This is a genomic window from Methanomassiliicoccus luminyensis B10, from assembly GCF_000308215.1.
Taxonomy (GTDB): Archaea; Thermoplasmatota; Thermoplasmata; order Methanomassiliicoccales; family Methanomassiliicoccaceae; genus Methanomassiliicoccus; species Methanomassiliicoccus luminyensis.
Genome location: NZ_CAJE01000015.1, coordinates 154,410 through 177,149 on the forward strand (window position 1 = coordinate 154,410; position 22,740 = coordinate 177,149).

Consider the following 22,740-nt stretch of genomic DNA (forward strand, 5'->3'; position numbering starts at 1 on the left):
ATTGGAGGTTCATCATATGGCTCGCATGCATGCCAGAAGAAGGGGCAAGTCCGGGTCCGCCCGGCCGCAGATCACCGAGAATCCAGCTTGGGTGCCCCTCAGCAAGGAAGAGATAGAAGAGTTGGTAGTAAAGATGGGCAAGGACGGCGTCACCTCGGCCCGCATCGGCCTCATTCTCAGGGACCAGCACGCCGTGCCCGACGTCAAGCTCGCCACCGGTTCGACCGTGTCGGACATCCTGAAGGCGAACGAGCTTCAGCCCGCCATTCCCGACGAGCTCATCGCCCTGATGCGCAAGGCCATCAGCCTGCAGCAGCACCTGAACGAGAACAAGAAGGACATCGCCAACAAGAGGAACATGCAGCTGGTGGAGTCCAAGATCAGGCGCGTCGTGAAGTACTACAAGCGCGAGGGCAGGATCCCTGCCGACTGGCAGTATTCCATCGCCAACGCTGAGCTGCTGATCGAGTGAGGGCGGATGGACCCTAGTGTCCAGCTCCCTGACAAACTCCTTTCCCGCATTTCTATTGCAACCAAAGAGCTGGAGCGTTTTTCCGAGGTCCGGGTCATCTCGCACTACGACGCCGACGGCATATCCTCGGCGGGAGTGGTCTGCGGGACGCTGCTGCGGGCCGGGAAGCGCTTCCACGCCACCATGACCAAGAGCCTCACCGAGAAGGTGATATCGGAGGTCGACCCGGACACCGAGCTCCTGGTAGTCTCGGATATGGGCTCCTCGCAGCTGGACGCGCTGGAGAAGCTCCCCTGCAAGGTCATCGTGATGGACCATCACCTCCCCCTCAGGGATTCAGAGAAGGTGGTGCATGTGAACCCCCACCTGGCCAATATCGACGGCATGACCTCGGCCTCCGCCTCGGCGGTATGCGAGCTTTTCGCCATCAGCGTGGACGAAAGGAACTGGGACCTCCTGCCGGTGGCGTTCGGCGGGATCGCCGGGGACCGGCAGACCATTCGCGGGCTGAGCGGCCTGAACAAATGGCTGTTCGAGGAGGGCGCGAAGAAGGGCATCATCGAGGCCCGCCCTGGCTCCCTGCTCCCGGACGGCCCTCTTCTCGAAGGACTGGTCAACAGCACCGACCCCTATGTCATCGGCATCAGCGGCAGCGAGGAGGGCGCCAAGGCGCTCCTGGAAGAGGCGGGCGTGCCGGCCGCTGCCGACCTCGCCTCGCTGAAGGAGGAGCAGCGCATGAAGCTGTCCTCCCTGCTCGCGCTCAAGCTGGCAGCTCAGGGCACCCCCATGAGCACACTGGAGGAGGTGGTCCGCGAGCGGTACTACTTCCCCTCCTGGAAGATGGACGCGGAGAACCTGGCCAGCCTGATGAACGCCTGCGGCCGCTCCAACAACGAGAGCACCGGGCTGGCGATGGCGCTGGGGGACCGGGACGCCATGAACGGCGCCAGGGAGCTGCGCAAGGGCTACAGCTCCGAGGTGCTGGAAGGCCTGGACAAGGTCGTCAAGAACGGCGTCAGCAAGGCGGAGAACATCCAGTACTTCTGGAACGAGAACCTCGGACTGTCGGGCATTCTGTGCGGGGTCACCATGCAGTACTTCGGCGACCGCGACAAGCCGACCATCACCCTGGCCGCCACCAACGGGGAGGTCAAGATATCGTCCCGGGGCACCTTCGAACTCCTGGACAGGGGGATCGATCTCGCCGCCGCGCTGCGCGAGAGCGCCGCTAAGGTCGGCGGGGTCGGCGGAGGGCACAAGATCGCCTCGGGGGCCACGGTGCCAAAGGGCAAGGAGGAGGAGTTCCTCGACGCCCTGGACAAGACGATAGGGGAGCAGAAGGCCCAGAAGAAAGCGGCGGCGTGATCAGCGCCAGGTGACCTCTACCTCATCGGTGCGGAAGCGCTGGTCGACCTTGGTGTCCTCCACGCTCATGCGGACACCGGCGTTGTGCATCAGGAGGCCGGTCCAGGCGATCATGGCCCCGTTGTCGGTGCACAGCTTCGGCTCGGGGACGAACATGCTGGCCCCGCGGTCCCGGGCCATGGTCTCGACCATCCCGCGGAGGCGCTTGTTCTGCACGACGCCGCCGCCGAGGAGCACCTCCTTCTTCTCGATGTGCGCCATCGCCCTCTCTGTAACCTCGGACAGCATGGCGAAGCAGGTCTCCTGCACCGAGAAGCAGATGTCCTCGACCCTCGCCCCCCTGGCGCGGTGGGCCAGGGCGGCGGTCATGATGCCCGAGAACGCCAGGTCCATGCCCTTGACGGAGTAGGGGAGATCGATGAGCTTGTCCCCCTCCCGGGCCAGCTTCTCGATGGTCGGCCCCGCGTAGTAGCCGAGGCCGAGTTCGCGGCCGAGCTTGTCGAACATGTTGCCGATGCCTATGTCCAGAGTCTCGCCGAAGATGCGGTAGCGGCCGTTGGTGAAGGATATGACCTGGGTGTTGCCGCCGGAGGCGTACAGCAGGACAGGGTCGGTGGCCTCGTTCCTGGCCACCCCGATCTCCAGGTGGGCGATGCAATGGTTGACGCCGAGCAGGGGCTTGTGGAGCGATATGGCGAGGGCGCGGGCGGCGGTGGCCACCGTCCTCAGGCAGGGGCCCAGGCCGGGACCCTGGGAGAAGCATATGACGTCGATGTCGCGGGGCTTGATGCCGGCGACCTCGGTGGCCTTCTTGATCAGCGGCACCACGACGTCAGAGTGGTGGTTGGCCGCTTCCCTCGGGTGGATTCCCCCCTTCTCGGGGCGGTACATGTCCAGCTCGTTGGCCAGGATATTGGCCTTATCGTCGACGATCCCCACCCCGCAGGTGTGCGCGGTGCCCTCGATGCCCAGGCAGATCATTTCAGGAAGATGCCGAGATCACGCTTTCCCGTTGCCGGCGAGATCGTTGAGGCGGGTCATGATGTTTATCGCTCCCTCGACGACCTGGTCGTCCACGACCAGTATGGGGGTGTGCTTGCCCAGGATCTCATAGTACGCCGCTTCGGCGAGCCCCTCGGCGGTGGAGGTGTCCACCGTGGCGACCTTGAGGCCGGCCGGCAGCCGCTCTTTGATGTAATCGCACTTCTGACACCCTGGCTTGGTGAACAGCAAAATCTCTGGCATCCAAATCAAACCCCAATTATAGGGGGTGGATTAATAGGTTTTGGAAAGAGCGCCAACGGCCTGTTCTATATCGCCCGCGCCCCTCCCGGCCGGCGCCGGAGGCCCACCCCGGCTCCCGGAAACAGGGTCGAACCCAGCAGTTTTATGCAGATACGCCGATGCCGGGAACGGATGGGAAAATGGGACAGATATTCAAGGCTCAATGCAAGGCCTGCGGCTTCAGGTCCGAGGACCTTTACACCGGTTTCGGCTTCCAGAACGCCGGGGACTACTACATGGCCCCGGCCATATGCCCCAAGTGCAAAAGCTTCGGGCTGCGGGACCAGAGGCACCCGCCCCAGTCGTGCCGACGATGCCGCTCGGAGATGGTGTTCTACGGCTCTTCTGACTTCTCCAGGAAGTTCTGGACCGACCGCCTTCAGGCGGTGCCGGTGGGAGAGGACATCTCCAACGACATCACCAAGGGGAAGCATGTTTGCCCGCAGTGCGGGAAGGTGGAGCTGACCTTTGTAAAGGGCAAGATGTGGGAGTGAGCTCGCTTTCCGAGGCGCTATGTCATCCTTGATTCTAGGAATCCACGTCGGACATCCACAAGTCTGGACCGAGCGAAAAGGATATAGACCCGAACGATATATGGAAAAATCCCGCAAGAACGGGCTCATGGTCTAGTGGCTATGACGTCTCCCTGACACGGAGGAGATCGCCGGTTCGAATCCGGCTGAGCCCACTCATCACTCTATCCAGATAACTATTTTTGAAATTCAATTCAAACGGTTTTTCCGTTTATAGCCAGTTCGTCAAGGAACATGCGGTTGTACGCTTCATTGACGTTGGCGAACGCAGGGTCAGCTCGCGAGCGGCAGTAATACCGCTCGGTAGTTTTCGTCGAAGCGTGCCTCATCGATTGCGATACCTGTTCTATCGGAACTCCCTCGTCCAAGGCGAGCTGTCCGCCAGTGGGCCGGAAGTCCTTCCACTTGAAAGTGATCCCGGCCTCCTGCATAACCTGCTTCTTCAACCGGCCGAAAGACTGCTGAGTGTAGTTGTTGACACCTTTGCAAGACACCGCTGGAATCAGCGGCTCGGCGCTCTTGATGCCCTTGGACGATAGCATCTCTTGCCTAGCCTTCAGGAAATCAAGGACGAATGGCTTAAGGACGTCCGGGATCGGCAGGCGCTTCACTTCGCCGTAGATGCATTCTCCTTTCGGATTAGAGACAAGGAAGGTCCATTTCCTCGTGTCCAGGTCCCGTAGCGAGGCGAGTTGCAGCTCTCCCGGTCGCAGGCGAAGAAAGGTGAGCATGGCGGTGGCGAAACGACAGGCCTCGCCTTTCCAGCCACCAACTTGCTTGCAAGCCTGGAGGACCGTAACCAGATCTTCACGATACAGGGAGAACGGTTCCTGTTTGTCCTGTCCGATACGTATGCGTCCGTCCTTAAGCATGTCCTCGACTATTCTGTTCTTACAATCCAAGCACACGTCCTTCAACAGCTGCATTTGTTTCCTGAGCGTGGAGCGCTTCGGCGGTTTGCCTTTGACGTCACGGTTCTTCAGCGCCAGGAATATCTCGATGATGTCGTCCTCCGTGAACTTGGAAGGGTTCGAGGTGCTTATCTTACCCGAGCTGTAGAGCTTGTGGATGATCGATGCCATGAAGTGCAGTTTGCGCTCACGTTCATCGATCGTCCCTTCGCCCAAACGAGCCCGGGCATGTTTCAGGTATCGTCGATAAGCGCACACGAAGGGGTATCGACCCATGGTCTTACCTCTCGGGCGTTTATCCGCTGGACCACGTCCCCGACTGTTTTGTTTCCGTTTGCTACGACAGGAACGAGGTTTAGCGGAGGCGAGTTGTTCATCATGATATCCTCGCCTCGGGAGCGAGAGGGCGTTGTCGCTCTTTTAAAACTTGGGCCGATAAGCATTCGGATTTTTTCGATTGCTTTCTGTCCTCCTGCGACCCTCCCATCCGTGGCTCCCGCGCCTAGCTCGAAAGCGAGCGCTTTCGCTAATCCTGTGTCATTCTCTTTTTTTATCTGGTTCCATTATTGAAAGTCGTTCTTTCGATCAAAGATCGAATTCGACTTCATTAGGAAATTAATCAATTATTTCCAATCGATTAAATCTCAAAATCTGTTTAGTAGTCCCGTATTTAAATGATTTATGGTCAAAAAAGCAGTCTGGCAATTAATTATTAATCGAGCGGGGGAATTAATAATTAATCCGGTCGAGAACGCAAAGTCCGGTATCACTACGATACCGGACACGCCGATAAGGGACCGCTTATCGAGGGTACACAACTGGGCCTCGAAAGTGGTTGATAACCTTATTTTCAAGTGGACTCGTTAAAAGTGGTTCAAATCCGGCCCCTCGCACTTTTGTGCGGGGTAGTAGTTATCGTACCGATTTGTCACTGTCAAACTATAGCACACCGACCTCTTCTTTTGGCGGGTTTTTCAACCAGCCAGTAGTCTAAAATATCCTCAATTACATACTAGTTTTACAGCTAGTTGGAGGAGATTTTGGTGGTACAAATTGTCATCACAATTAGTGAAAATGCTAGCAAGCTAGGGGAGGGCAGATTCGAATGAGAACTCTTTACTTATCGGGTCACGGTGTTAGCCTAAGAGTCGAGAACGCAAGACTGCTAATCAGGGACGGGTGTGAGTTCGAGAGAGCCAATCCCTGCGAATACGAGTTAAAGCCCAAGTACGATGAGTACGACAATATCGTGATCTACGGGCACTCGGGCAACATCACCCTTGAGGCATTAAAGTGGCTGTCCAAGCAGAACATACAGCTTACCATCTTAAACTGGGACGGCCGGTTATTGGCAAGCATCACCATTCCTGAGCCCAAGGCCGGAGGCACCCGTCTCGCTCAGTACCAAGCTTTCAGCAGCGAACGAAGGCTTGAAATCGCTCGAAAAATCATCGATGCGAAGATTAGGATGTCGATAGCGACCTTGGATTGGATGGTCCAAAGGTATCCTGAGCTTAAGGACTCCAAAAAGTCCTGCTTCGATGAACTCGCCCTGTATCAATCCAAGCTGCCTGAGGCTGACTCGATTGCCAAAATTCGTGGTGTCGAAGGAATGGTAGCCAGGAACTACTGGCTCATCGTGGCCGAAACCTTCGACAAGAAGTGGGAGTTCGAAGGCCGAGTATTCGGCAAGACCGGACGGCCTATGGCCGCCGTGGACCCCATAAACGCATTGTTCAACTACGGCTACTCACTGATTGAGGCCCAATGCTGGCGAGCCATCAACGCCAACGGCCTGGACCCGTACATAGGCTTCGTGCACGAGACGGCTCCGGGCAAATCACCCTTGGCTTATGACTTACAGGAACCGTTCCGTTGGATGGCCGACGTGGCTGTAATCAGTGCGTTGGAGCGTAACGTGTTCGAGAAGAAGGACTTCATTCGCACCGACAATTACGTCCTGCGTATCCGGCCAGAGGGGGTAAAGAAGCTCCTTCAGGAAATCAATTCGGTGCTGACCTCAAAGGTGGATTTCAAGGGCAAGTCTTGGGAATGGGGTTACGTAATCGGCCAGAAGACCGGGGAACTGGCCGATTACATCGTCGGAAAACGATCCACTCTAGACTTGGCGTCTCCGGCACCGAACATGGATAGGACCGATTCCGCCGAGCTGCGACAGACAATTGAGAACATGACCTATGCACAATGGCAGAAGATGGGGTTCAGCAAGGGAACGTTGCACAACCTAAAGAAGAGAGCGAAGAGCAACGAGTCCTTCCGAGTGTACGGTAAGGTCCGAGGTAGGCTAGGAGAGCAAAGTGGTCGAACTTAGCTACTTTGGGAAAAGTGTTTGTGGGCCGGGAGGAGCGAACAAAAAACTCCCGGCCCGTATGTTCAGTTCAGGTGTTGGCGTCTGTGTCTGAACATATGGAGAATGGCTAGCCTAGGATTTATATCTATCTTATCATATAATAACACCTGTTAAAATGCTACTGGATATTGGTTGGTTTTTCATCAAACCCCTAGGCTATCTTTATAGATGGTCCTAATTGGAACAGGTGTTCTGGAATAGAACGTAGGCATGTATTAACCGAAGGAGCAAGACGAATAGTCATATCGACAGTTTGCTATTAATAAGTGAGAATATAGGTCCGACCAATAAGATTATCCTCTGTTCCCCTCTGAATAAATGAACGAAAACAACAATTTATAGCAGGGGGGACGCCGGGTCGAAGAAATCGATACACTCATCCCAACACCTGTTGTGATAGACTTGTATTTGTTTCAATCTGGGTGCATGGATTGAAGCAAGATAACTTTCGGTGACAGTGCCTTGCAAAAATCTGTTTTAGAAAATATTTTAAATACTCTATACGCCCGATGTGGAAATCGCAAAACAGATTGACCTGCCGGGGGGCTTTCACAGGCTCGCCCCCGGCAGCGTACACCCCAAAGAGGTGCACAATGAGCGAAATAAACCAAGTACATGATAATGGTAACGAAAACCCTACTCTCGTTACTGTGGCGTATGTTCTTAGAATGCCCTACAGCTCAATCGATGTCCTCGACAAGGCCATCACTGCTGCTCCATTCACCAAAATCCAGTATCGTAAAGTGAGTGGGAACTATCTCAAGATAGTCGAGGCTTAAAGCGGGAGATGGGGCATGACACCAAGTAGGCGTATTAGCGTAAGCGCTAGACCATTCAGCCAACGGCATTCGACATACGATGACTGGAGCAGACAGGCGGGAGAATCGTCTTATGCACGACAGATCAGGAGGTTGCACCAGCTACATCCCACAGCGTCCCTGTCAGAACTCAGGAGACATCCAAAGAAGGGTGAAAAGCCGCTCAGCAAGGTCAAGAAAGTACCCGAATCGAAGAAGAGCTACAACCAGCTCACTCCCGCAGATAAGGATGTTCGGTCAAGGGCGAGAAAGGTCTACTATGGGGTTCTCTCTGGCAAAATTTCCCTAGATGCTGCCTCCAGAAAGTATGGACTTACCCCCAGGAGAGCCCGGAGAAGCATCGATGGTTTCCGGAAAAAGAACGGGCGATGGCAAACGAAAAAGGTCGTCAGGAACGAAGTATCCATGCTCATCTACTCTCGTGGAAGAGGGATATACATCCTAGTCCCGGACACCCAGCAGGCCTCGTTGATAGGGCGGTATCACAATGCAGTCAAAACCTATCTTAGAACACACGATTCCAAGGTTCTCAGACCCTTCGTGGGGCGGAAAATAGTGGCCAGCGACGGGACGGCCTACGAGCTGGAGACCGACCCTGAAACCCTCTACTCCCTCTGGGAGAGACGCCCGGAAGAGGAGGAGCGGGAGATCTACGGGCTGGGTGATTAAATGGCTGTTACCGGCGACTATCTCAAGAACCGTTCAGCACGATACGATGAGATGAGGGCTTATAATCAACTCGTCCAAACCGGCAACTACTGCGTGGTCTGCGGGTATCAGGGAGACCCACACAACATTGAACAGCACCACCTGGCCGGAAGGAAGCACCATTCCTCGACCATCCCCACGTGCAAGAACTGTCATGGGACCTTGTCCAAAAAGCAGAGATACTGGCACTCGGAGTGGTTAAAAACTAACTTGTCGCCGAAGAAACAGATAGCATTCCAACTGCAAGGGATGTCGGACTCGCTGACCCTGACATCGAATTCACTCTTGCCGCCAGACGATGAGGGGCGTTCCGAGGTGAGCGAAATTACGAAGGAAATGCGTCGGCTCTCCGAAAAGTTTCTTCGGGACGGTGGAGGCTGTGCTTAGGGGCACTTCAGAAGGACCACGGGAAGGACGAGCGGGCGAGACCCCCAGGCACGAAACCAAGGACATAGCCGTTCGCTGCTTTACCAAAACCAAGGACCAAAAGAGTGCTTTCAATGGTAATAACGCTGCTCCATCTCCCTCCTTCGACCGGTATCTGGTTATTGATGCTGAGACCACAGCCGACGAGATTCAGTCGCTTAAGTTCGGTTCGGCCGCATTGGTTACTAGAGACGTCATAGAGCGCCACTGGCTTTTCTATGACCCTCTTGCAGTTAACGAAGGAGAGTTGTCCATCCTCAAATCAGTAGCAGCATCTGCCAATCATGAGCTAATCACCGTCACCGAGTTCAGGGAGCAGGTGTTCCTCCCGGAGATTTACGACAACGAAGCGCCGTGCATCGGGTTCAACCTGCCGTTCGATATCTCTAGAATAGCAGTACGGTCAAGCCCTGCACGGGAGAGGAACAGAGGTGGCTTTTCCTTCAAGATGGCTGATGGATATCCTAACATCGTCGTGAAACATGTCAACAGTCATTATTCTCAAATCAAGTTCACCAGTGGCTTACCGCTCACCGAGAGGGAGAGGAGGGAAGGAGGTGGAAGCCGCCGGTTCCGGGGTCACTTCGTCGATCTTAGAACCGCTACCTTCGCCTTGACCAACGAATCCCACACCCTCGATTCTGCCTGCAAACGGTTCGGGGTGGCCAAGGAAAAGGATAAGGTCAAAGAGCATGGGAAAATCACTTCGGAATACATTCGATATAACCTCAACGATGTAGAGATTACCAACCAACTGTTCCAAATGGTAATGCGAGAATGGAATGGCGGATTAGACTCTTCCGGTGACGGAGGTTATCACCTGAATGTGCCCGTCTCCCGACTTTCCTCTCCCGCTTCCATCGGGAAGGCCTACCTGCGAGCCATGGGGGTGGAGTCATTCTTAGATAAGAACCCGGATTTCCCCTGCTGGCTCTTGGGCAAGGTTATGGGGACCTACTTCGGAGGGCGCTCCGAGGTGCGCATCCGATTACAACCGGTGGAGATTCGGCTCCTCGATTTCCTGAGTATGTACCCGACCATGTGCATCATCATGGGCATCTGGAAGTTCGTGATAAGCGACCACATCGCTTGGGTCGAAGCCACCGAGGAGGCCCGCCAATTCGTAGACGCAGTTCACATCGACAGCTTCCGTTCGACAGCGGCCTGGAAGCAACTGAATGTCATATGCTTGGTCCGACCAGAAGGTGACATCCTGACGGTCCGCAGTGACTTTCACGAGGGGAGCTACAATTTGGGCACCGCCCACGTGACGTCGGAAAAGCCCCTTTGGTACACTATGGCCGACGTGGTGGCCTCCAAGCTCCTGACCGGAAAATCTCCCCAGATACTGAAGGCGATAAGGTTCGAGCCGGTGGGGGTCCAGGATGGGTTAACACCTGTCGCCTTGGTGGGCGGCCAGCGCATCGACCCTGCAAAGGACGACTTCTTTCTGAAGATGGGCGACTACCGGCATGAGCTGAAGACCAACATGAAGGCCATCGACAAGACTCTGGACCCTGGGAAGTACGAGCATTACAATTCCCTCCAGAAGGCCGTAAAGATACTCCTCAACTCGACCAGCTACGGCATCTTCCTCCAGATTAACGAAGGTAGTGAAGAGGCAGACATGCAGGTATACGGTCCGGAGGAACCGTTCGAGGCCAAGGTCGATAAACCGGAAAACCCGGGACCTTACTTCGACCCCATTGTAGGGACCCTGATTACGGGGGCGGCCCGTCTGGTCCTGGCCATCACCGAGGCCCTACTCGCTCGGAGGGGTTCACACTATGCCTTCTGCGACACCGACAGCATGGCGGTGCCCGCTGAGCATGTGGACGAGATACAGGCTTTCTTCCAAAAACTCACTCCCTACTCCTTCTCGGACAAGTTGTTCAAGCTGGAAAAGGAAAACTCAGACGAAAAGACCAAGGCACCGGTGGACCTGCACTTTTATGGAATCTCCGCCAAAAGATACGTGCTATATGAATTGAAAGACGGCAGACCGATGATACGCAAAGCATCCAGCCATGGGCTGGGCCACATAATGAATCCGTTCCCCTGGGTCGATAACAACAAATGGGCTGAATCTGTGTGGCAAGATATCCTGGACGAGCACTACGGCCTGGTCACGGATAAAGAACTATGGAACAAGTATGGCGACACCTACGCCGTCTCCAACTTCTCGGTCACCTCACCTGTACTGGCCAACCGGCTCAACTTAATCAATAAGGGTAAGGACTATCGGCATAAGATTAAACCATTCAACTTCGCCATCGTGGGTGCAGCCAATGTCCGAGACCCCCGCTCCGGGAAGGTCGTGAAACCCATCGCACCATTCCGAAAGAAAGCCCAGGAAGCCATCCACTCGCCATTCATCGACTATAGCTCCGGCAGGGTCATGCAGGGCGAACAATACTGGAAACCATTGGACGATGTCCTCTTAGCTTACCAAACTCACCCCGAATCCAAGTTCGATGGGGACGTCGGCTTCCTCCAAAGAAAGCACATTGTGGTTCGGTCCATCTCGTTCATCGGCAAGGAGTCCAAGAACTTAGAGATGTCGAGATACTTTGGGGTTACCTCGGAGGACCTTCAGAGGTACGGGGTCACACAAGTAGGCGGGGACGCCGAACAGGAGGCCCAGGGCCTCATAATGAATGTCAAGCCAGGGGTTATGGAGAAAATGGGCATCTCACGGAGAGTGCTGTTCCGTTGGCGAGCAGATATACGCAAGGGAAAATCCCTGAGGTTTCAGAGTCGCTCCAAAGAGAAACTGCTCAAGGCCCTGAGATTATCACGCAATGTAGTGGATTAATCGGCAACAAATATATTCGAAGACGCTCTAATTAATCATCTTTTATATACCCAGAAGGCGCATATTTTTATCATGTCCAGAGAGGTCGCCAGAGTTACTCCCATAGTGCCCTGCGGTAAGGATATCTTGGTTCGCTTCGTTCGAGTGAGTTGTGATACCTTCAGAGGGACGGAAGTCCAGGTATGCCGGGGCGGCAAGTGCCGTCCGATCCTCGGACTTCCAGAAATCAATGAGATGAACGAAGCTCGGATACTGGCATCTAGCCACCTTGCTCTCAAAATTATAGGGCATCCGGATTACGAGGAAGCAAAAGTAAGCATCGATGGCCAGGAGAAGCTCGTAAGCAAGGACAACATGCCAGAGGCCCATCTGTGCATAACGGACTGAGCGGAATGAAGCGATTCGGTCGAGATGATGAGATGAGCGATGAGCACATTATGAGCATATCTCAGCTATCTCAAGCACTTATGCTTAAGTGGGAGCGAGCACCGCCTAATGCTGCGTGGGACAAGGGAGGGGCGATAGCTAACTGCCATCCGGTAATGCTCTGAGGGATATGATGAGACTAAGGTGTATGGAATGCGGACATGAATGGAACTCACGCTCATCGGAAGGTAAAGCTAGGCAATGCTCTAAGTGCCGTTCGAGGAGGATTAATATGGTGGAAGATGTCGAAGTAAAAGATGCTAGAGAGATTGATGAGCCCGTTCCCGTTATAGCCTCGGTCAAGATGCAACGAAAGGACCAACAGTATCTGATGGACGATCCGGAGGTGCGGGAGAAGTTCAAGCAGCTCCAATTGGCAAAGCTGGATAGGCAAATCGCCGAAGAGCGAGCGGAATTGATAGATTACGGTGCCCTGGGCAATTTTATAGCTTCATACAAAATGCTGTTGCGTTTCCTGCGCATTTGTGGGTCGTTGAGCGACAGTGAGTTTGAATTGGTGGATATTCGATGTCCTTGGTGCGGTGGACTATTCGAATATGAGGAGGATTCGAAAACGGATATACGAAGCTGGAAATGCATCGTGTGCAACAAATCGATTGAATGCCCAAATTAGATCGAAAAGAACATTGTCACTTTATCTTGTGAAGCTCTCTTAGGACCTGTTTTCCATTCTCGGTTATCTGATATATTCTGTTTTTCGATTGCCCGGGGGTCATGCACTCGGCCAATCCTTTCTCGGTGAGTTCGCTCAAAGCACGTGATATATGGGACAAATTTTCTCCGGATGTCTTGGAAATGCTAGATGGAGTTCTCGGACCTTTTTCGAGAGCTTCAAGCGATAACCTACGAACCCGTCCTTGCATGAAGGATAGCAGTTCCCACACAGGGTTAGCACTGGCCCATGAACATTAACATATTATTACAACTAACATATCACTATAATATCAATAGAATACCAATATATACCAAAAATAGCCCTCACTTCACGAGATAAGAACGGAAAGATAATAAACAAGGTGAAGTGGGCTTTATGGGTTCAGGAATCAAATCGCTAGCTTGCGTATTGTGTTTTTTCATTTTGCTCTTCGCTTTCCTTCCACTATCCAATGTCCAGGCTAGCGAAGCCGTGCCTTCTGCTCCAATCGATCTTGTGGTCACATCGAACATTGGAGGAATAAGCCTTACATGGAGCGCCCCAATGAGCAATGGCGATTCGCATCTCGGCCCCTATATGATTTACAGATCGACCACTTCTGGAGAAGAAGCATCGATGTCACCACCGATTCCCTTCTCTTATAGCACTTCCTACACCGACACGGACGTGGTCGATGGGGTGACCTACTACTACAAAGTGACTGCCACTAATAGATTCGGGGAAGGGCCTATGTCCAACGAGGCTTCGGGAAAGGCAATCAGTAGCACAACTCCATCTGAATCGGGTCCGTCTGCACCAACCGGTGTAACAGCAAGCATCTCGGATGGCCAAATCGTGATCTCATGGCACGACCCAATCAATACTGGCGGGTTACGATGCAACTTCGAGGTCTATCGGGGAATTTCCCCTAACTGGATGGAGCTATTGATGGGTTCACGCCTACAGGGGACATACGGCAACTCATACACCGACACGACCGCCGAGGCTGGCCAGTTATATTATTACTACGTCGTGGCAGTCAACTCGAATGGGCAGGATAGCGAACCATCGACGATGGTGACGGCTAACAAGCCATTCACACTCCCGCCGAATTACAATAGCCCACCCAATAATAACGATAGCTGGGTGTTTCCAATGGCCTTGACAATCGCAGTTGTAGCAATAGCTATCGTTACTGGCATATTGCTCAAGAAGAAGAGAACTCCGCCTCAGAACCAACCTCCGATGCCACCTGAGCAGTAATCTAGGAAAGAGAGCTATGCTCAAGGACACGACAATCGAACACGAGATGATTGATTGTCAGATATGGGGGAACTAATTAACAAGAATACATGAGTATATTAAAAGCGACTATGGACTGAATCTTCCAGAACCACACTACCTATGAGAATTCGACGAAGATTAGCTATATGAACCTACAGCGATAGTCGCTACACGTTTCTCAGGTCAGAGGGCTTCGCCTGAGGGTAAAAAGAAAATGTTGCAAGACAGTCAGTATGAAGTTAGATATTGGACTTGGGGAAATAATGCCCGGTGGGGAACTATTTCCATCCATCATCAATCAACTACATGAATAAAAATATATCGCCCACTATTGTCAAATCGTGGATAGACTAGACTCAGGCAACATAGGTCATTAATCTAGCATCTCACTAAGCGCCATTGGTGCCTCTCAGGAGGCAATTCAGGACTATTGGGCCTGTAAGTAAAACTCAATCTAACAGCCCGTTCTCCTCCATGAATCGCTGGCTCCTGAGGGTCTTGGCATTGTCCAGGAGGCTCATTATCGCCTCCTTGAGCTGCCTTGAGTTATTGTCTTCCAGGTAATCGTACACCATCATGGCACAGTCCTCGACGCCGAGCACATAATCCAAGCTCCTAGCGTCCATGCCTCTCGGTTCTTTCATCGATGCACCCCCAAGTAATTGCCTATTATGGCTAAGTAGCCTATATAGGTAACATAATATTTGTATCTATCACCTCTTTAACCGATATTGGTGATAGCGGTTGATGTTTCTAGGTTCTTCTAAGATTACTCCCAAGCTGAGAGTGTCGATAGTCCAGGACGCCGCGAAGGTCCTTAACGTCAAAGATGGAGACCACATTCTGTTCTACAAAGATGACATGGGGAACGTGGTCATCAAGAAAGGATAATTAACATAGATGCGGCAATATCTAATATGGTTTATGAAACTAAAAATCTAATAAAATTGGTATATGATCACTAAGGGCTCTCCAGTCGTCATAGTGTCCAATTTTAAACTCTTGCTTATGAGCCAGGATGCCAGCAGATGCAAATATATAGTCGGTATGATACTTTTTATTTTCATTTCTGTACATAAAAAAGGTGCTCTGTAATTCTTTGCCAAATTTTTCATTATTTATAAAATGATACGCACTTTTAATATTCCTATTGTTACAATAGTCGACGACATCACTTAAATATCCATGCAGGGGGTATTTTGACTTTTTATTATCCCATATAACATTCCAATTAAAATCACCAGCAACAATTGTGTTATCGCCCAATACTTCTTGGTTCAACCGTAATCCCCTCCACACTTGTGCAACGTATCGATTTTGCACATCTTCTCTATCATTCATGGCCCAGAAATTAATGATTTTAATGCCGCCCACTTTTATTCCTAAAACATGTCTGACTCTCTCAGTATGCAACTTCATTTCTTCAAATTCATATTGCTTCTTTATGAATGTGGCTAATCCTTTATTTTTATTATCGCCTACCCATATGGAATTATAGCTATCAGTTAACTGTGTCAGTCTTTCAGGCTTCTCGCATTCTTGGATCAGCATTATGTCTGGATTCATTAGATTGAGTAATAAATCGAATTTATCTCTAAAGACCATGTTACAGTTCCATGTAACAATCCGCATGAAGTCCCTCAGTCAAGCCTAATCACTATGAAAGTTATGGAATGCAGTCACTTGCCGTTCTTTTTCCGTGATTGAACCGCCTTCTTGGCCCGTTCCTTGAACATCAATCGTTTAATCTTCTCCGGTTCTGAAGTAATGCGGCCATAGCATGTCCTGCACAAGTACAGTTCCTTGGAGCCACTTCTATTGAACAGCGATGGTCCCGAATTTCTTAGATCAATCTCCATGCTATCAGCTAGTGCATAACCTCCGCAGGCGTGGCATTGAGCGATGCCAATGGATTGGAGCAGGTACATCTTGTGGCCGAGGAGAGGAATATGTCGTTTGGAGACCAGGGGGACGCTTATGCCGATAGGCCGCTTCGAATTGTCAATCTGCACCCTAATGAGGCCGACCCCAAGATGAGCGGCCATGAACACCTGTTCGTCAGTGAAGGTCTCATCATCCTCGAACGGTACTCCCAAATAACAACGATTCCCATATATAGAGTAGCCCAGGGCTTGCCCGATGGACTTGCCAAAGCTGCTCGTAGAGGTCTTTACTTCCACGAATATAAGCTCCAAATCGCTCATGAAGGGACCGCCAACGTCGTAGGCCCCAATCACGTCGACCAGGCCCAGGGATAGGTAACCACGGTTAGTACCGACGCTCAGACAGTGGTACTTTTTCTTGATGAAGTCGGCGATGAACGGGTAGTAATCGGACTCGGCAACCATGCGTCCCCCCATCGCTATGGTAGATTGATAACTGTTCTTCAGCCTCGTCATTAACATCAAGGAGGGGGGGGGGGCGTGCTAAAGTGTGTCACTGGTAATCGATATGATAACTAAGCAATTCTGTTGGGGAACGCAATGCTGAAAAATGACATCACCAAATCTGGATGATAATCTCGGTTTGATATTTTGTTATATGGATTGAGAAATGGATTGAGAACACAAGGCTTTATTTTACGGCATCTTGTTTATTGGTTAGCTGATTTAAATGGTTATTGTTAGACCAAGATTAAATGATTATTTTGATCTGCCATTTACACAAGATGAGGTAGATTTTGCCATACCATACCTTGACGAGGATATTCCACTTTTTCTTGATCCATTTCTTTTATGGAAATCACCAGCACAACAAGATAATGCTCTCCATACACTAATCATCAATAGTTTTAACAGATTAGGTTTTCTAGCAAACACTGGAAAAGAATCTGAAGCAATTCAATTAATTGTTGAATTGTCTGAATGCAATGAGGTAGGCTTAGGCAACTCAAAGAGTAGAAAGGGTAAGCCAGTTAGTAGAAATGTGGCAACTGAGATCATTTCTGTTTTTAAAGATGTTGCTGAAATAAAGCAGAATGGGTTCCTGCATATAGAAGAAATCCAACTTTATGTAGACCAAATTGCAAAGGACAGGATCAGTGATATTTCGTGTAATTATCTAAAGTCATTTCTAATCGACTATACTATACAGAGCAGCAAAAAGTATAATATACCACTAGTAAAAACGAAAATTACATATTATGATATAAAAACCAATCGGATGACGACCGAAGATGTAAATTTGCCTTCTAACCCAGAACGAGGAGATACGGTGCTCCTGGTTCCAAAAAGATGGCTGAGGATTAGCCCTTGGATAAACCTTAACGATTATATCGGATCATATTTCAAAGATGCAGATGGTAAGTTCGATGGTAGGGATGATAGGTCGTGGATACTCACATATAATCGAAAAAATTTCGATGCAGTACGTAGTTATATAGCTCAGAAAGAACAGCGGTTCGCTGATTGTAAAAATGATCCACTTTTCAATCCTTTACCAGTGACTTCTATTATGAGGAAGTTAAAAACAATTGAGAGACTATCATCGGGAAAAGTGGATAATTCAGATAAAAAATATGAAGATAATATCTGTCAATTAATGGCGACCTTGTTTTATCCATATTTAGATTTTGCCAAAGAGCAGAGTAGGACGGATTCCAATGTGTTAATACGTGATTTGATCTTCTATAATAATCGCTCAATGGATTTCCTAGAAGAACTGAAAGAAAAGTACGATTGTAGACAGATTGTCTTTGAGTTAAAAAATGTAAAGAATCTGGAGAGAGAACACATAAATCAATTGAATAGGTATTTATCGGATCAGTTTGGAAGATTTGGGGTAATAATCACTCGCAATCCTCCACCTACTAATATTAAAAAAAATATCATCGATCTCTGGTCTGGACAACGAAAATGTATTTTGGTGCTCACCGATAACGATGTAAAGTTCATGTGCTCCATTTATAAATCAAAACAGAGACTCGCAATAGAATTATTAAAAGGAAAATATATTGAATTTACTAGGGATTTACCATCATAAGTGGTGTCACCATGAATGAAAAAGATATCGATAAATTTGAAAAATTAGACATGCAGCTATATGGCTTCTATGAAGAGGTAAATAAACTATCACAAAAAAAGCCAGATGAACCTATAAACAAATTTAAACTGAAACTTATTAATCAGTTACTGAAAGATGCTAATGTTCTACTTGGAAAAAAATATGCTCCATTGGATGATTTTAATCAGTTTGATGAAAATTTAATCCCTTCCAACAGCGACGTTAGCTTGATTATAGCTCAATATTTGGAGTGTATGGATAAGCTCAGACTAGATAATATTAAACAAACCTATGGTGAACAATGGTACTGGATATTTGATGGGAATGATTCAAAGAGGAGAGCTATACCCCCAAGAAAAAAGATGAAGGGTTGAAAATGGTAAAAACATTACCAACAGAAAAACAGGTTAAACGCACCGATACTCTGTCATCATTATTGGATGCTCTGTTCTATGAGATAAAGGAATTATCAAAGAAAAAGCAAGATGAACCTTTAAATAAGCTAAAGGTTGCCATGACAAACAAGATATTAGCAGAACTAAAAGAGCTATTACAAAATGACGAATCTTCCGAGTTTTTAATACTTTTAGACGTTGATAACATTCCGACAAATAGTGATGCCGTTCTAATCATGTCTCAATATATCACTGCCCTAAGGCTGTATAGGGATGCTCATTTCTATAGCACTGGAATGCTAGACGATGCCAGATGGCATACAAAGGAAAATCCCTAATAAGGGAACGATTTTGTTATTGCTGGTTTCATTCATGTTCGCCAGCATTGATCCTCAATCAGTGATAGCTTTAGACCAGAGGCATGGTAATTTTGCGGCATTGAATCCCCCGATAACTAGATGGATTTTTGAATATCTAAAGGGTCGTATTTTTCAACACTGGCTCAGGAGAATTATTGCCCCCATGTCCAAGATATTCATCCAAGTGCACCTGCTCTTTTGAGCCGACGATATAGCCAGTGTCTATCAAGTACACTTTTAATGTCCTCATCAGCGAATCCAATTTCAGATAAGAATATCACTTCTATGACAAGTTCAAGCTTAGTTGTGAGGAAGAATAAGTCCGCACCCTTTGCCGCCTTTTCCTCAAGATCCTTGCCGTAGTGTGTCAGATAATTGCGAGTATCGAGGGTAAACCCGATGAACTCATCCCTATCTGGGATATAAGGTTCTACTGCTGGTTTGTGCAGCTGATATATTTCTTTTAACCGTTTCCTTAAACTGACTTCATTTTCGTACTTGAAAACGTCTTTTAAAAACCCTTTATACTCGCCTGGGGCTGAATCGATTAGCATATCTGTCAGCTTATCGTATTCCTCAACTGGCAGCTCCGTCCCACCATAGTTTTTCCTATGGTATGATTCGATTGCTTGAATTAGGTTTAAAAATTTGTTATAATCGTATAAATCAGGATTATATAACGAGCCAAAATAGAGGTCATAAGCAGGCTGTAGTTTAGATTCCTTACTGAACCAATTAGTGAGGTTACTGTCTAGATTAACCTCTAGATCATGAAGCCAAAACATCATGTCTGTTGGCATCAGTTTTTCTTTACCTGTCTGGGCATTGAGGGATGGAAAGACCAACTCGATTCCACTTGCCTTACGTATGATGGTCTCTGCCTTATCTAACTCAACAAATATGCTGAGGGGAGTAGTTCTCCTCTTGATACCGAGACTAATTAAATCCCTAAACCGCTTAATATGTGAAATTAAGCCCCACAAGTCTAGATTATTTGCGAAGGTAATATCGACGAAGGGTGTCTGTCTTATCGATTCCTCATCCCAGTCCAGGCTTTCTTGGTAACGTAGCCCTATCTTCATTGTATTTTTATCATAGGATGCAATGACATCCTTGGGAGTGACATATCTGATTTCGGCTTCTTCAAGTGAATCAGGTGTAACATTGACAAACCCAGATCGCCCAATCCACTCCCCCATGTATTGAAAATTGACCATTGCTCCAGTGAATTGCATTTCCTCTTCCTTCATAAAATGGGCTCCGAAAAATGCCATCCTTGGCCTATACACAGTCCCAACTAGAGTAAACGCTCCACCACTCACATTATGGATATTTGTTTTATTGGAGCCCCTCCCACATTGATAGAGGGTGACTATACCATTCTCTGAATTTCCTAATACGATATTCTGCCTGTTATCATCTATAAACAAGGATTCATCAAACGTTCCGTTTAGAGATAACTCCAAACCAGATTGCTTATCGTAGGCTAGTGAGCCAGCGATGGGGCTCTCTGTCTTTCCAGGGAGCCACCACTCGCCCTGAACTTTGAACTCTTTAGATAAATCAATTTTGGCCACATGTGGGGTATCTCCTTCAATGTGATTATTACTTTGTCATCAGCGTAACAAAGTAAGCATGAGAATGAATTGTATAGTAATTGGCCATGACAATTCATGTCAATGACAAATCGGGATGATAACTACTACCCCCGCACTTTTGTGCGGGGGGTATTATGTATCGTTTTGATTTGTCAGTGACAACTCATAGCACGCTGTTTTATTTGGCATCAGTTATCCTCTTTGTAACTAAGCGTACCACTAAAGCCATCGCCATCACTCCATATTACGCCGTTAAATTCTCTTCTAGGTGCAGGACCCACCGGCGAATCATTAATAATAAGTTTCTCGCCATCGATAACCCACAGTAGGGAGTAGTTGCCCTCTCTAAGAAAATTTTGAATAGTCGTTCTATCGATTAATACGGCACTTGGTCCCACACTGTTCACAGAGGGATCGAATATCCTTACGTTATTATCTGAATCAGTATATCGTCCCGGATCACCCGTCCATCTCAAATGAAGTTGATCAAATAACCACTTACTCGGGATGGAGACAGAAATACTCTCATCGATAGAGCAGTCATATTCATCCGCCCACGAATAATGTTCAGTTGTAGGGACTACCGGCCGAGGTAGTCTGTTTTCCCGCCCTCTTGTCCACTCTAACGTTGAACGCTCATGAAAGAAAGCCGGTGCCCTAAACAATTCACCAATAAACACACCATGACTATCCTGAATGTGCCATAAGCTGTCATAGTAATCTGTGTTTATTTTTAGCCAATCCCTCAAGATTAGAAGATCACTATGTTTTACAACAAAACTTCGAACACTGTAGTTGACGTTGTATTTTGGATATGTGGGGGAATAGTACTTCTTTTTCCACATCGATTCCCAAGCGGAGTAACAATATAACATCAACCATTCTCTTCCATCTGTAGACATTATCGAGAGAATATCATGAGGAGTTGGAATGTCGTCAGTTCGATTAATCCAATCTTCTTTGGGACTGTCTTTGACCCTCTTTTGTGGAAACCACCAACTTTCCTCTTTTCGGTCTTCTGTCTTTCGGTCCTTTCGAATCAAGAGCAGCGATGGATCGATGTCCCTAAGGCCAAGGATTTCCCATGCTCCCTTAAAATGACTATACTCTTTAGAATACCTGTCGGCTCTAAACTTATAATTATCAGATAGGTAAGCTAAAAATTCATGATATGCAAGCCATTGGTATTTTTTACCAATCCTTTCAGGCTTTTTCGCAGACCTATACTGATCTAGATTTATACGAAATACCATCTTGTCGAATTGTCCAAATCTCTCGATTGTCCAACCTAAATCAAATACCCGTTTAACGACCCATGTTTTTATCATATCGGCACTATAGCTAAGAGACGAGTCATTCCTTCTGTGTGGATAATCTAGAATGGGGATTACTTTTTTTACGAATAGCGAATGTTTAGCACCACGAAGACTTTTCATAAACTTGATTTCGGCGTCAGAAGGGGTAACAAGGTTAATCACAAGCTCCCCATCAGTACCTTCCTCTTCAGTCTTTACTATGAGTTGTTTAATCAACCTATCGCGATAATTCTTCCTTTCCTCGATGTACTCATCCCACAATTTTCTCTGGTCTTGAGTAAGGGATTTTATAAAAGCATCAACGATCTCCTCATCGGATGGTGGTTTTTCCAGTTCTGTTTCATCTTGCCCCAACTTGATTGAGGACCAATGAGAATAATTGCCATTATCCCCAATGATGTAGTTACCAAAATCGCCTGGGAAACCCAGTACAGAAGAGTATATTTCCTTCCTTGCCCACTCTTTTTCGGGCGTGTTTTTCCGTGTCTTTCCATATTTTTTAACTTGTTCTAGTGTGGGAATATCCTTAGGCATTATCGATTTGTAAGGAGGATATACTTTGGAGATGTCAACATTTAATTTGATGCCCCTCCTTATCGCCTCTTCCATGACACCTAGTGCATAATCCCGTAATAGGATGTGTGGTGGCGGTGTACCTGTCTCAAATATTAATCGATAAGTTGTTAATGCCAATTCTTTTACTTCTTCATCTTTCTGGCATCTCAATGAGATGCCATACGCTACCGCGTATAGGCGCTCCGTTACATATGGGTCGTCTACTTCGGAAAACAATTCTAATAACTTACAGTAAACACCAATTCTATTGGTGAATATGAAAACCATTTTCTTGGTTGCTTTGTCCCTTAAGTAGCGGTGGGAAGTAGTTAAAAACCAACCATAAATCATTCCTGCGAGCAGAACCGACTCATCATTCACCCGATCGTTATTTGACCAATCCCAGAAGATGAATCGATTGACCGCATTGTTATTCTGATAATCTTT

At 48.6% G+C, this 22,740-nt stretch carries 21 protein-coding genes, 1 tRNA gene and 1 pseudogene; 15 read left to right on the top strand and 8 right to left on the bottom strand.

Annotated features, from left to right (window positions below; all coding sequences use genetic code 11):
* The first annotated feature begins 16 nt into the window (after positions 1-16).
* Together WYS_RS09810 and WYS_RS14995 are read left to right on the top strand one after the other, a co-directional pair.
* Positions 17-472: a 30S ribosomal protein S15 gene (locus WYS_RS09810; protein WP_026068997.1), complete on the top strand. Its 456-nt coding sequence runs from the start codon at positions 17-19 to the stop codon at positions 470-472.
* A gap of 6 nt (positions 473-478) precedes the next feature.
* A complete protein-coding gene (locus tag WYS_RS14995) occupies positions 479-1,837 on the top strand; it encodes a DHHA1 domain-containing protein (protein ID WP_019177997.1) in 1,359 nt (452 codons plus the stop codon).
* On the opposite strand, the gene WYS_RS09820 is transcribed toward WYS_RS14995, so the two are convergent.
* Together WYS_RS09820 and WYS_RS09825 are read right to left on the bottom strand one after the other, a co-directional pair.
* Positions 1,838-2,818 (bottom strand): bifunctional N(6)-L-threonylcarbamoyladenine synthase/serine/threonine protein kinase, encoded by a 981-nt coding sequence (locus tag WYS_RS09820; RefSeq protein WP_019177998.1) that lies wholly within the window; start codon positions 2,816-2,818, stop codon positions 1,838-1,840. It lies immediately after the preceding gene.
* 18 nt (positions 2,819-2,836) lie between these two features.
* On the bottom strand, positions 2,837-3,082 hold the full coding sequence (locus tag WYS_RS09825; protein WP_147654323.1) for a hypothetical protein: 246 nt from the start codon (positions 3,080-3,082) through the stop codon (positions 2,837-2,839).
* Between the two features lie 179 nt (positions 3,083-3,261).
* Between WYS_RS09825 and WYS_RS09830 the strand changes: the two genes are divergently transcribed.
* Positions 3,262-3,615 carry a hypothetical protein gene (locus WYS_RS09830; protein ID WP_019178000.1) on the top strand — a complete coding sequence of 118 codons (354 nt, stop codon included), beginning with the start codon at positions 3,262-3,264 and terminating at the stop codon, positions 3,613-3,615.
* Between the two features lie 121 nt (positions 3,616-3,736).
* A tRNA-Val gene (locus WYS_RS09835) sits at positions 3,737-3,809 on the top strand.
* A 39-nt stretch (positions 3,810-3,848) separates the two neighbouring features.
* Here WYS_RS09835 and WYS_RS09840 read toward each other — a convergent pair.
* A complete protein-coding gene (locus WYS_RS09840; protein WP_236993858.1) occupies positions 3,849-4,736 on the bottom strand; it encodes a tyrosine-type recombinase/integrase in 888 nt (295 codons plus the stop codon).
* Positions 4,737-5,670: 934 nt separating this feature from the next.
* On the opposite strand from WYS_RS09840, the gene cas1 reads away from it, so the two are divergent.
* The 7 genes from cas1 (at position 5,671) to WYS_RS09885 (ending at position 14,047) form a co-directional block, all read left to right on the top strand.
* A complete protein-coding gene (gene cas1, locus WYS_RS09845; RefSeq protein ID WP_019178002.1) occupies positions 5,671-6,897 on the top strand; it encodes a CRISPR-associated endonuclease Cas1 in 1,227 nt (408 codons plus the stop codon).
* A gap of 632 nt (positions 6,898-7,529) precedes the next feature.
* The gene (locus WYS_RS09850; protein WP_147654324.1) at positions 7,530-7,715 is read left to right on the top strand and encodes a hypothetical protein; all 186 of its coding nucleotides are present in this window, start codon (positions 7,530-7,532) and stop codon (positions 7,713-7,715) included.
* Positions 7,716-7,847: 132 nt separating this feature from the next.
* Entirely contained in the window at positions 7,848-8,423 is a 576-nt protein-coding gene (locus tag WYS_RS09855; protein WP_019178004.1) for a hypothetical protein, read from the top strand.
* Between the two features lie 409 nt (positions 8,424-8,832).
* Positions 8,833-11,703: a hypothetical protein gene (locus WYS_RS09865; protein WP_019178006.1), complete on the top strand. Its 2,871-nt coding sequence runs from the start codon at positions 8,833-8,835 to the stop codon at positions 11,701-11,703.
* 72 nt (positions 11,704-11,775) lie between these two features.
* Positions 11,776-12,090 carry a hypothetical protein gene (locus WYS_RS16100; protein WP_147654325.1) on the top strand — a complete coding sequence of 105 codons (315 nt, stop codon included), beginning with the start codon at positions 11,776-11,778 and terminating at the stop codon, positions 12,088-12,090.
* 271 nt (positions 12,091-12,361) lie between these two features.
* Positions 12,362-12,763 (top strand): hypothetical protein, encoded by a 402-nt coding sequence (locus tag WYS_RS09875; RefSeq protein ID WP_019178008.1) that lies wholly within the window; start codon positions 12,362-12,364, stop codon positions 12,761-12,763.
* A gap of 417 nt (positions 12,764-13,180) precedes the next feature.
* Positions 13,181-14,047 (top strand): fibronectin type III domain-containing protein, encoded by an 867-nt coding sequence (locus tag WYS_RS09885; RefSeq protein ID WP_394296332.1) that lies wholly within the window; start codon positions 13,181-13,183, stop codon positions 14,045-14,047.
* A 470-nt stretch (positions 14,048-14,517) separates the two neighbouring features.
* Here WYS_RS09885 and WYS_RS09890 read toward each other — a convergent pair whose 3' ends face one another.
* Positions 14,518-14,712: a hypothetical protein gene (locus tag WYS_RS09890; protein ID WP_019178010.1), complete on the bottom strand. Its 195-nt coding sequence runs from the start codon at positions 14,710-14,712 to the stop codon at positions 14,518-14,520.
* Positions 14,713-14,815: 103 nt separating this feature from the next.
* On the opposite strand from WYS_RS09890, the gene WYS_RS16105 reads away from it, so the two are divergent.
* The gene (locus tag WYS_RS16105) at positions 14,816-14,959 is read left to right on the top strand and encodes a hypothetical protein (RefSeq protein ID WP_019178011.1); all 144 of its coding nucleotides are present in this window, start codon (positions 14,816-14,818) and stop codon (positions 14,957-14,959) included.
* A gap of 39 nt (positions 14,960-14,998) precedes the next feature.
* Here the strand turns inward: WYS_RS16105 and WYS_RS09900 are convergent, their stop codons facing one another.
* Together WYS_RS09900 and WYS_RS09905 are read right to left on the bottom strand one after the other, a co-directional pair.
* Positions 14,999-15,700 (bottom strand): endonuclease/exonuclease/phosphatase family protein, encoded by a 702-nt coding sequence (locus WYS_RS09900; protein WP_026068999.1) that lies wholly within the window; start codon positions 15,698-15,700, stop codon positions 14,999-15,001.
* A 47-nt stretch (positions 15,701-15,747) separates the two neighbouring features.
* Positions 15,748-16,467, bottom strand: a complete 720-nt coding sequence (locus tag WYS_RS09905; RefSeq protein ID WP_147654327.1) for a hypothetical protein — start codon at positions 16,465-16,467, stop codon at positions 15,748-15,750.
* Positions 16,468-16,681: 214 nt separating this feature from the next.
* On the opposite strand from WYS_RS09905, the gene WYS_RS16110 reads away from it, so the two are divergent.
* The 3 genes from WYS_RS16110 to WYS_RS15010 are packed head-to-tail and all read left to right on the top strand — an operon-like array spanning position 16,682 to position 18,803.
* A complete protein-coding gene (locus WYS_RS16110) occupies positions 16,682-18,049 on the top strand; it encodes a hypothetical protein (RefSeq protein WP_049796326.1) in 1,368 nt (455 codons plus the stop codon).
* A gap of 11 nt (positions 18,050-18,060) precedes the next feature.
* The gene (locus WYS_RS09915) at positions 18,061-18,444 is read left to right on the top strand and encodes a hypothetical protein (RefSeq protein ID WP_019178015.1); all 384 of its coding nucleotides are present in this window, start codon (positions 18,061-18,063) and stop codon (positions 18,442-18,444) included.
* A gap of 2 nt (positions 18,445-18,446) precedes the next feature.
* Positions 18,447-18,803, top strand: coding sequence for a hypothetical protein (locus WYS_RS15010; protein ID WP_147654328.1), 357 nt, complete (start codon positions 18,447-18,449; stop codon positions 18,801-18,803).
* A 197-nt stretch (positions 18,804-19,000) separates the two neighbouring features.
* On the opposite strand, the gene WYS_RS09925 is transcribed toward WYS_RS15010, so the two are convergent.
* Both WYS_RS09925 and WYS_RS16115 read right to left on the bottom strand, forming a co-directional pair.
* Complete coding sequence (locus WYS_RS09925) at positions 19,001-20,401, bottom strand: ApeA N-terminal domain 1-containing protein (protein ID WP_019178017.1); 1,401 nt, start codon at positions 20,399-20,401, stop codon at positions 19,001-19,003.
* 209 nt (positions 20,402-20,610) lie between these two features.
* A pseudogene (locus WYS_RS16115) lies at positions 20,611-22,740 on the bottom strand (hypothetical protein); the annotation flags it as partial.

Coding starts and splice junctions, on each gene's coding strand:
- WYS_RS09820 (WP_019177998.1), bottom strand. CDS start 2,818: ATGATCTGCCTGGGCATCGAGGGCACCGCGCACACCTGCGGGGTGGGG.
- WYS_RS09905 (WP_147654327.1), bottom strand. CDS start 16,467: ATGACGAGGCTGAAGAACAGTTATCAATCTACCATAGCGATGGGGGGA.
- WYS_RS14995 (WP_019177997.1), top strand. CDS start 479: ATGGACCCTAGTGTCCAGCTCCCTGACAAACTCCTTTCCCGCATTTCT.
- cas1 (WP_019178002.1), top strand. CDS start 5,671: ATGAGAACTCTTTACTTATCGGGTCACGGTGTTAGCCTAAGAGTCGAG.
- WYS_RS09875 (WP_019178008.1), top strand. CDS start 12,362: ATGGTGGAAGATGTCGAAGTAAAAGATGCTAGAGAGATTGATGAGCCC.
- WYS_RS09885 (WP_394296332.1), top strand. CDS start 13,181: ATGGGTTCAGGAATCAAATCGCTAGCTTGCGTATTGTGTTTTTTCATT.
- WYS_RS09900 (WP_026068999.1), bottom strand. CDS start 15,700: ATGCGGATTGTTACATGGAACTGTAACATGGTCTTTAGAGATAAATTC.
- WYS_RS15010 (WP_147654328.1), top strand. CDS start 18,447: ATGGTAAAAACATTACCAACAGAAAAACAGGTTAAACGCACCGATACT.
- WYS_RS09850 (WP_147654324.1), top strand. CDS start 7,530: ATGAGCGAAATAAACCAAGTACATGATAATGGTAACGAAAACCCTACT.
- WYS_RS16100 (WP_147654325.1), top strand. CDS start 11,776: ATGTCCAGAGAGGTCGCCAGAGTTACTCCCATAGTGCCCTGCGGTAAG.
- WYS_RS09915 (WP_019178015.1), top strand. CDS start 18,061: ATGAATGAAAAAGATATCGATAAATTTGAAAAATTAGACATGCAGCTA.
- WYS_RS16105 (WP_019178011.1), top strand. CDS start 14,816: ATGTTTCTAGGTTCTTCTAAGATTACTCCCAAGCTGAGAGTGTCGATA.
- WYS_RS16110 (WP_049796326.1), top strand. CDS start 16,682: ATGGTTATTGTTAGACCAAGATTAAATGATTATTTTGATCTGCCATTT.
- WYS_RS09825 (WP_147654323.1), bottom strand. CDS start 3,082: ATGCCAGAGATTTTGCTGTTCACCAAGCCAGGGTGTCAGAAGTGCGAT.
- WYS_RS09810 (WP_026068997.1), top strand. CDS start 17: ATGGCTCGCATGCATGCCAGAAGAAGGGGCAAGTCCGGGTCCGCCCGG.
- WYS_RS09840 (WP_236993858.1), bottom strand. CDS start 4,736: ATGGCATCGATCATCCACAAGCTCTACAGCTCGGGTAAGATAAGCACC.
- WYS_RS09890 (WP_019178010.1), bottom strand. CDS start 14,712: ATGAAAGAACCGAGAGGCATGGACGCTAGGAGCTTGGATTATGTGCTC.
- WYS_RS09830 (WP_019178000.1), top strand. CDS start 3,262: ATGGGACAGATATTCAAGGCTCAATGCAAGGCCTGCGGCTTCAGGTCC.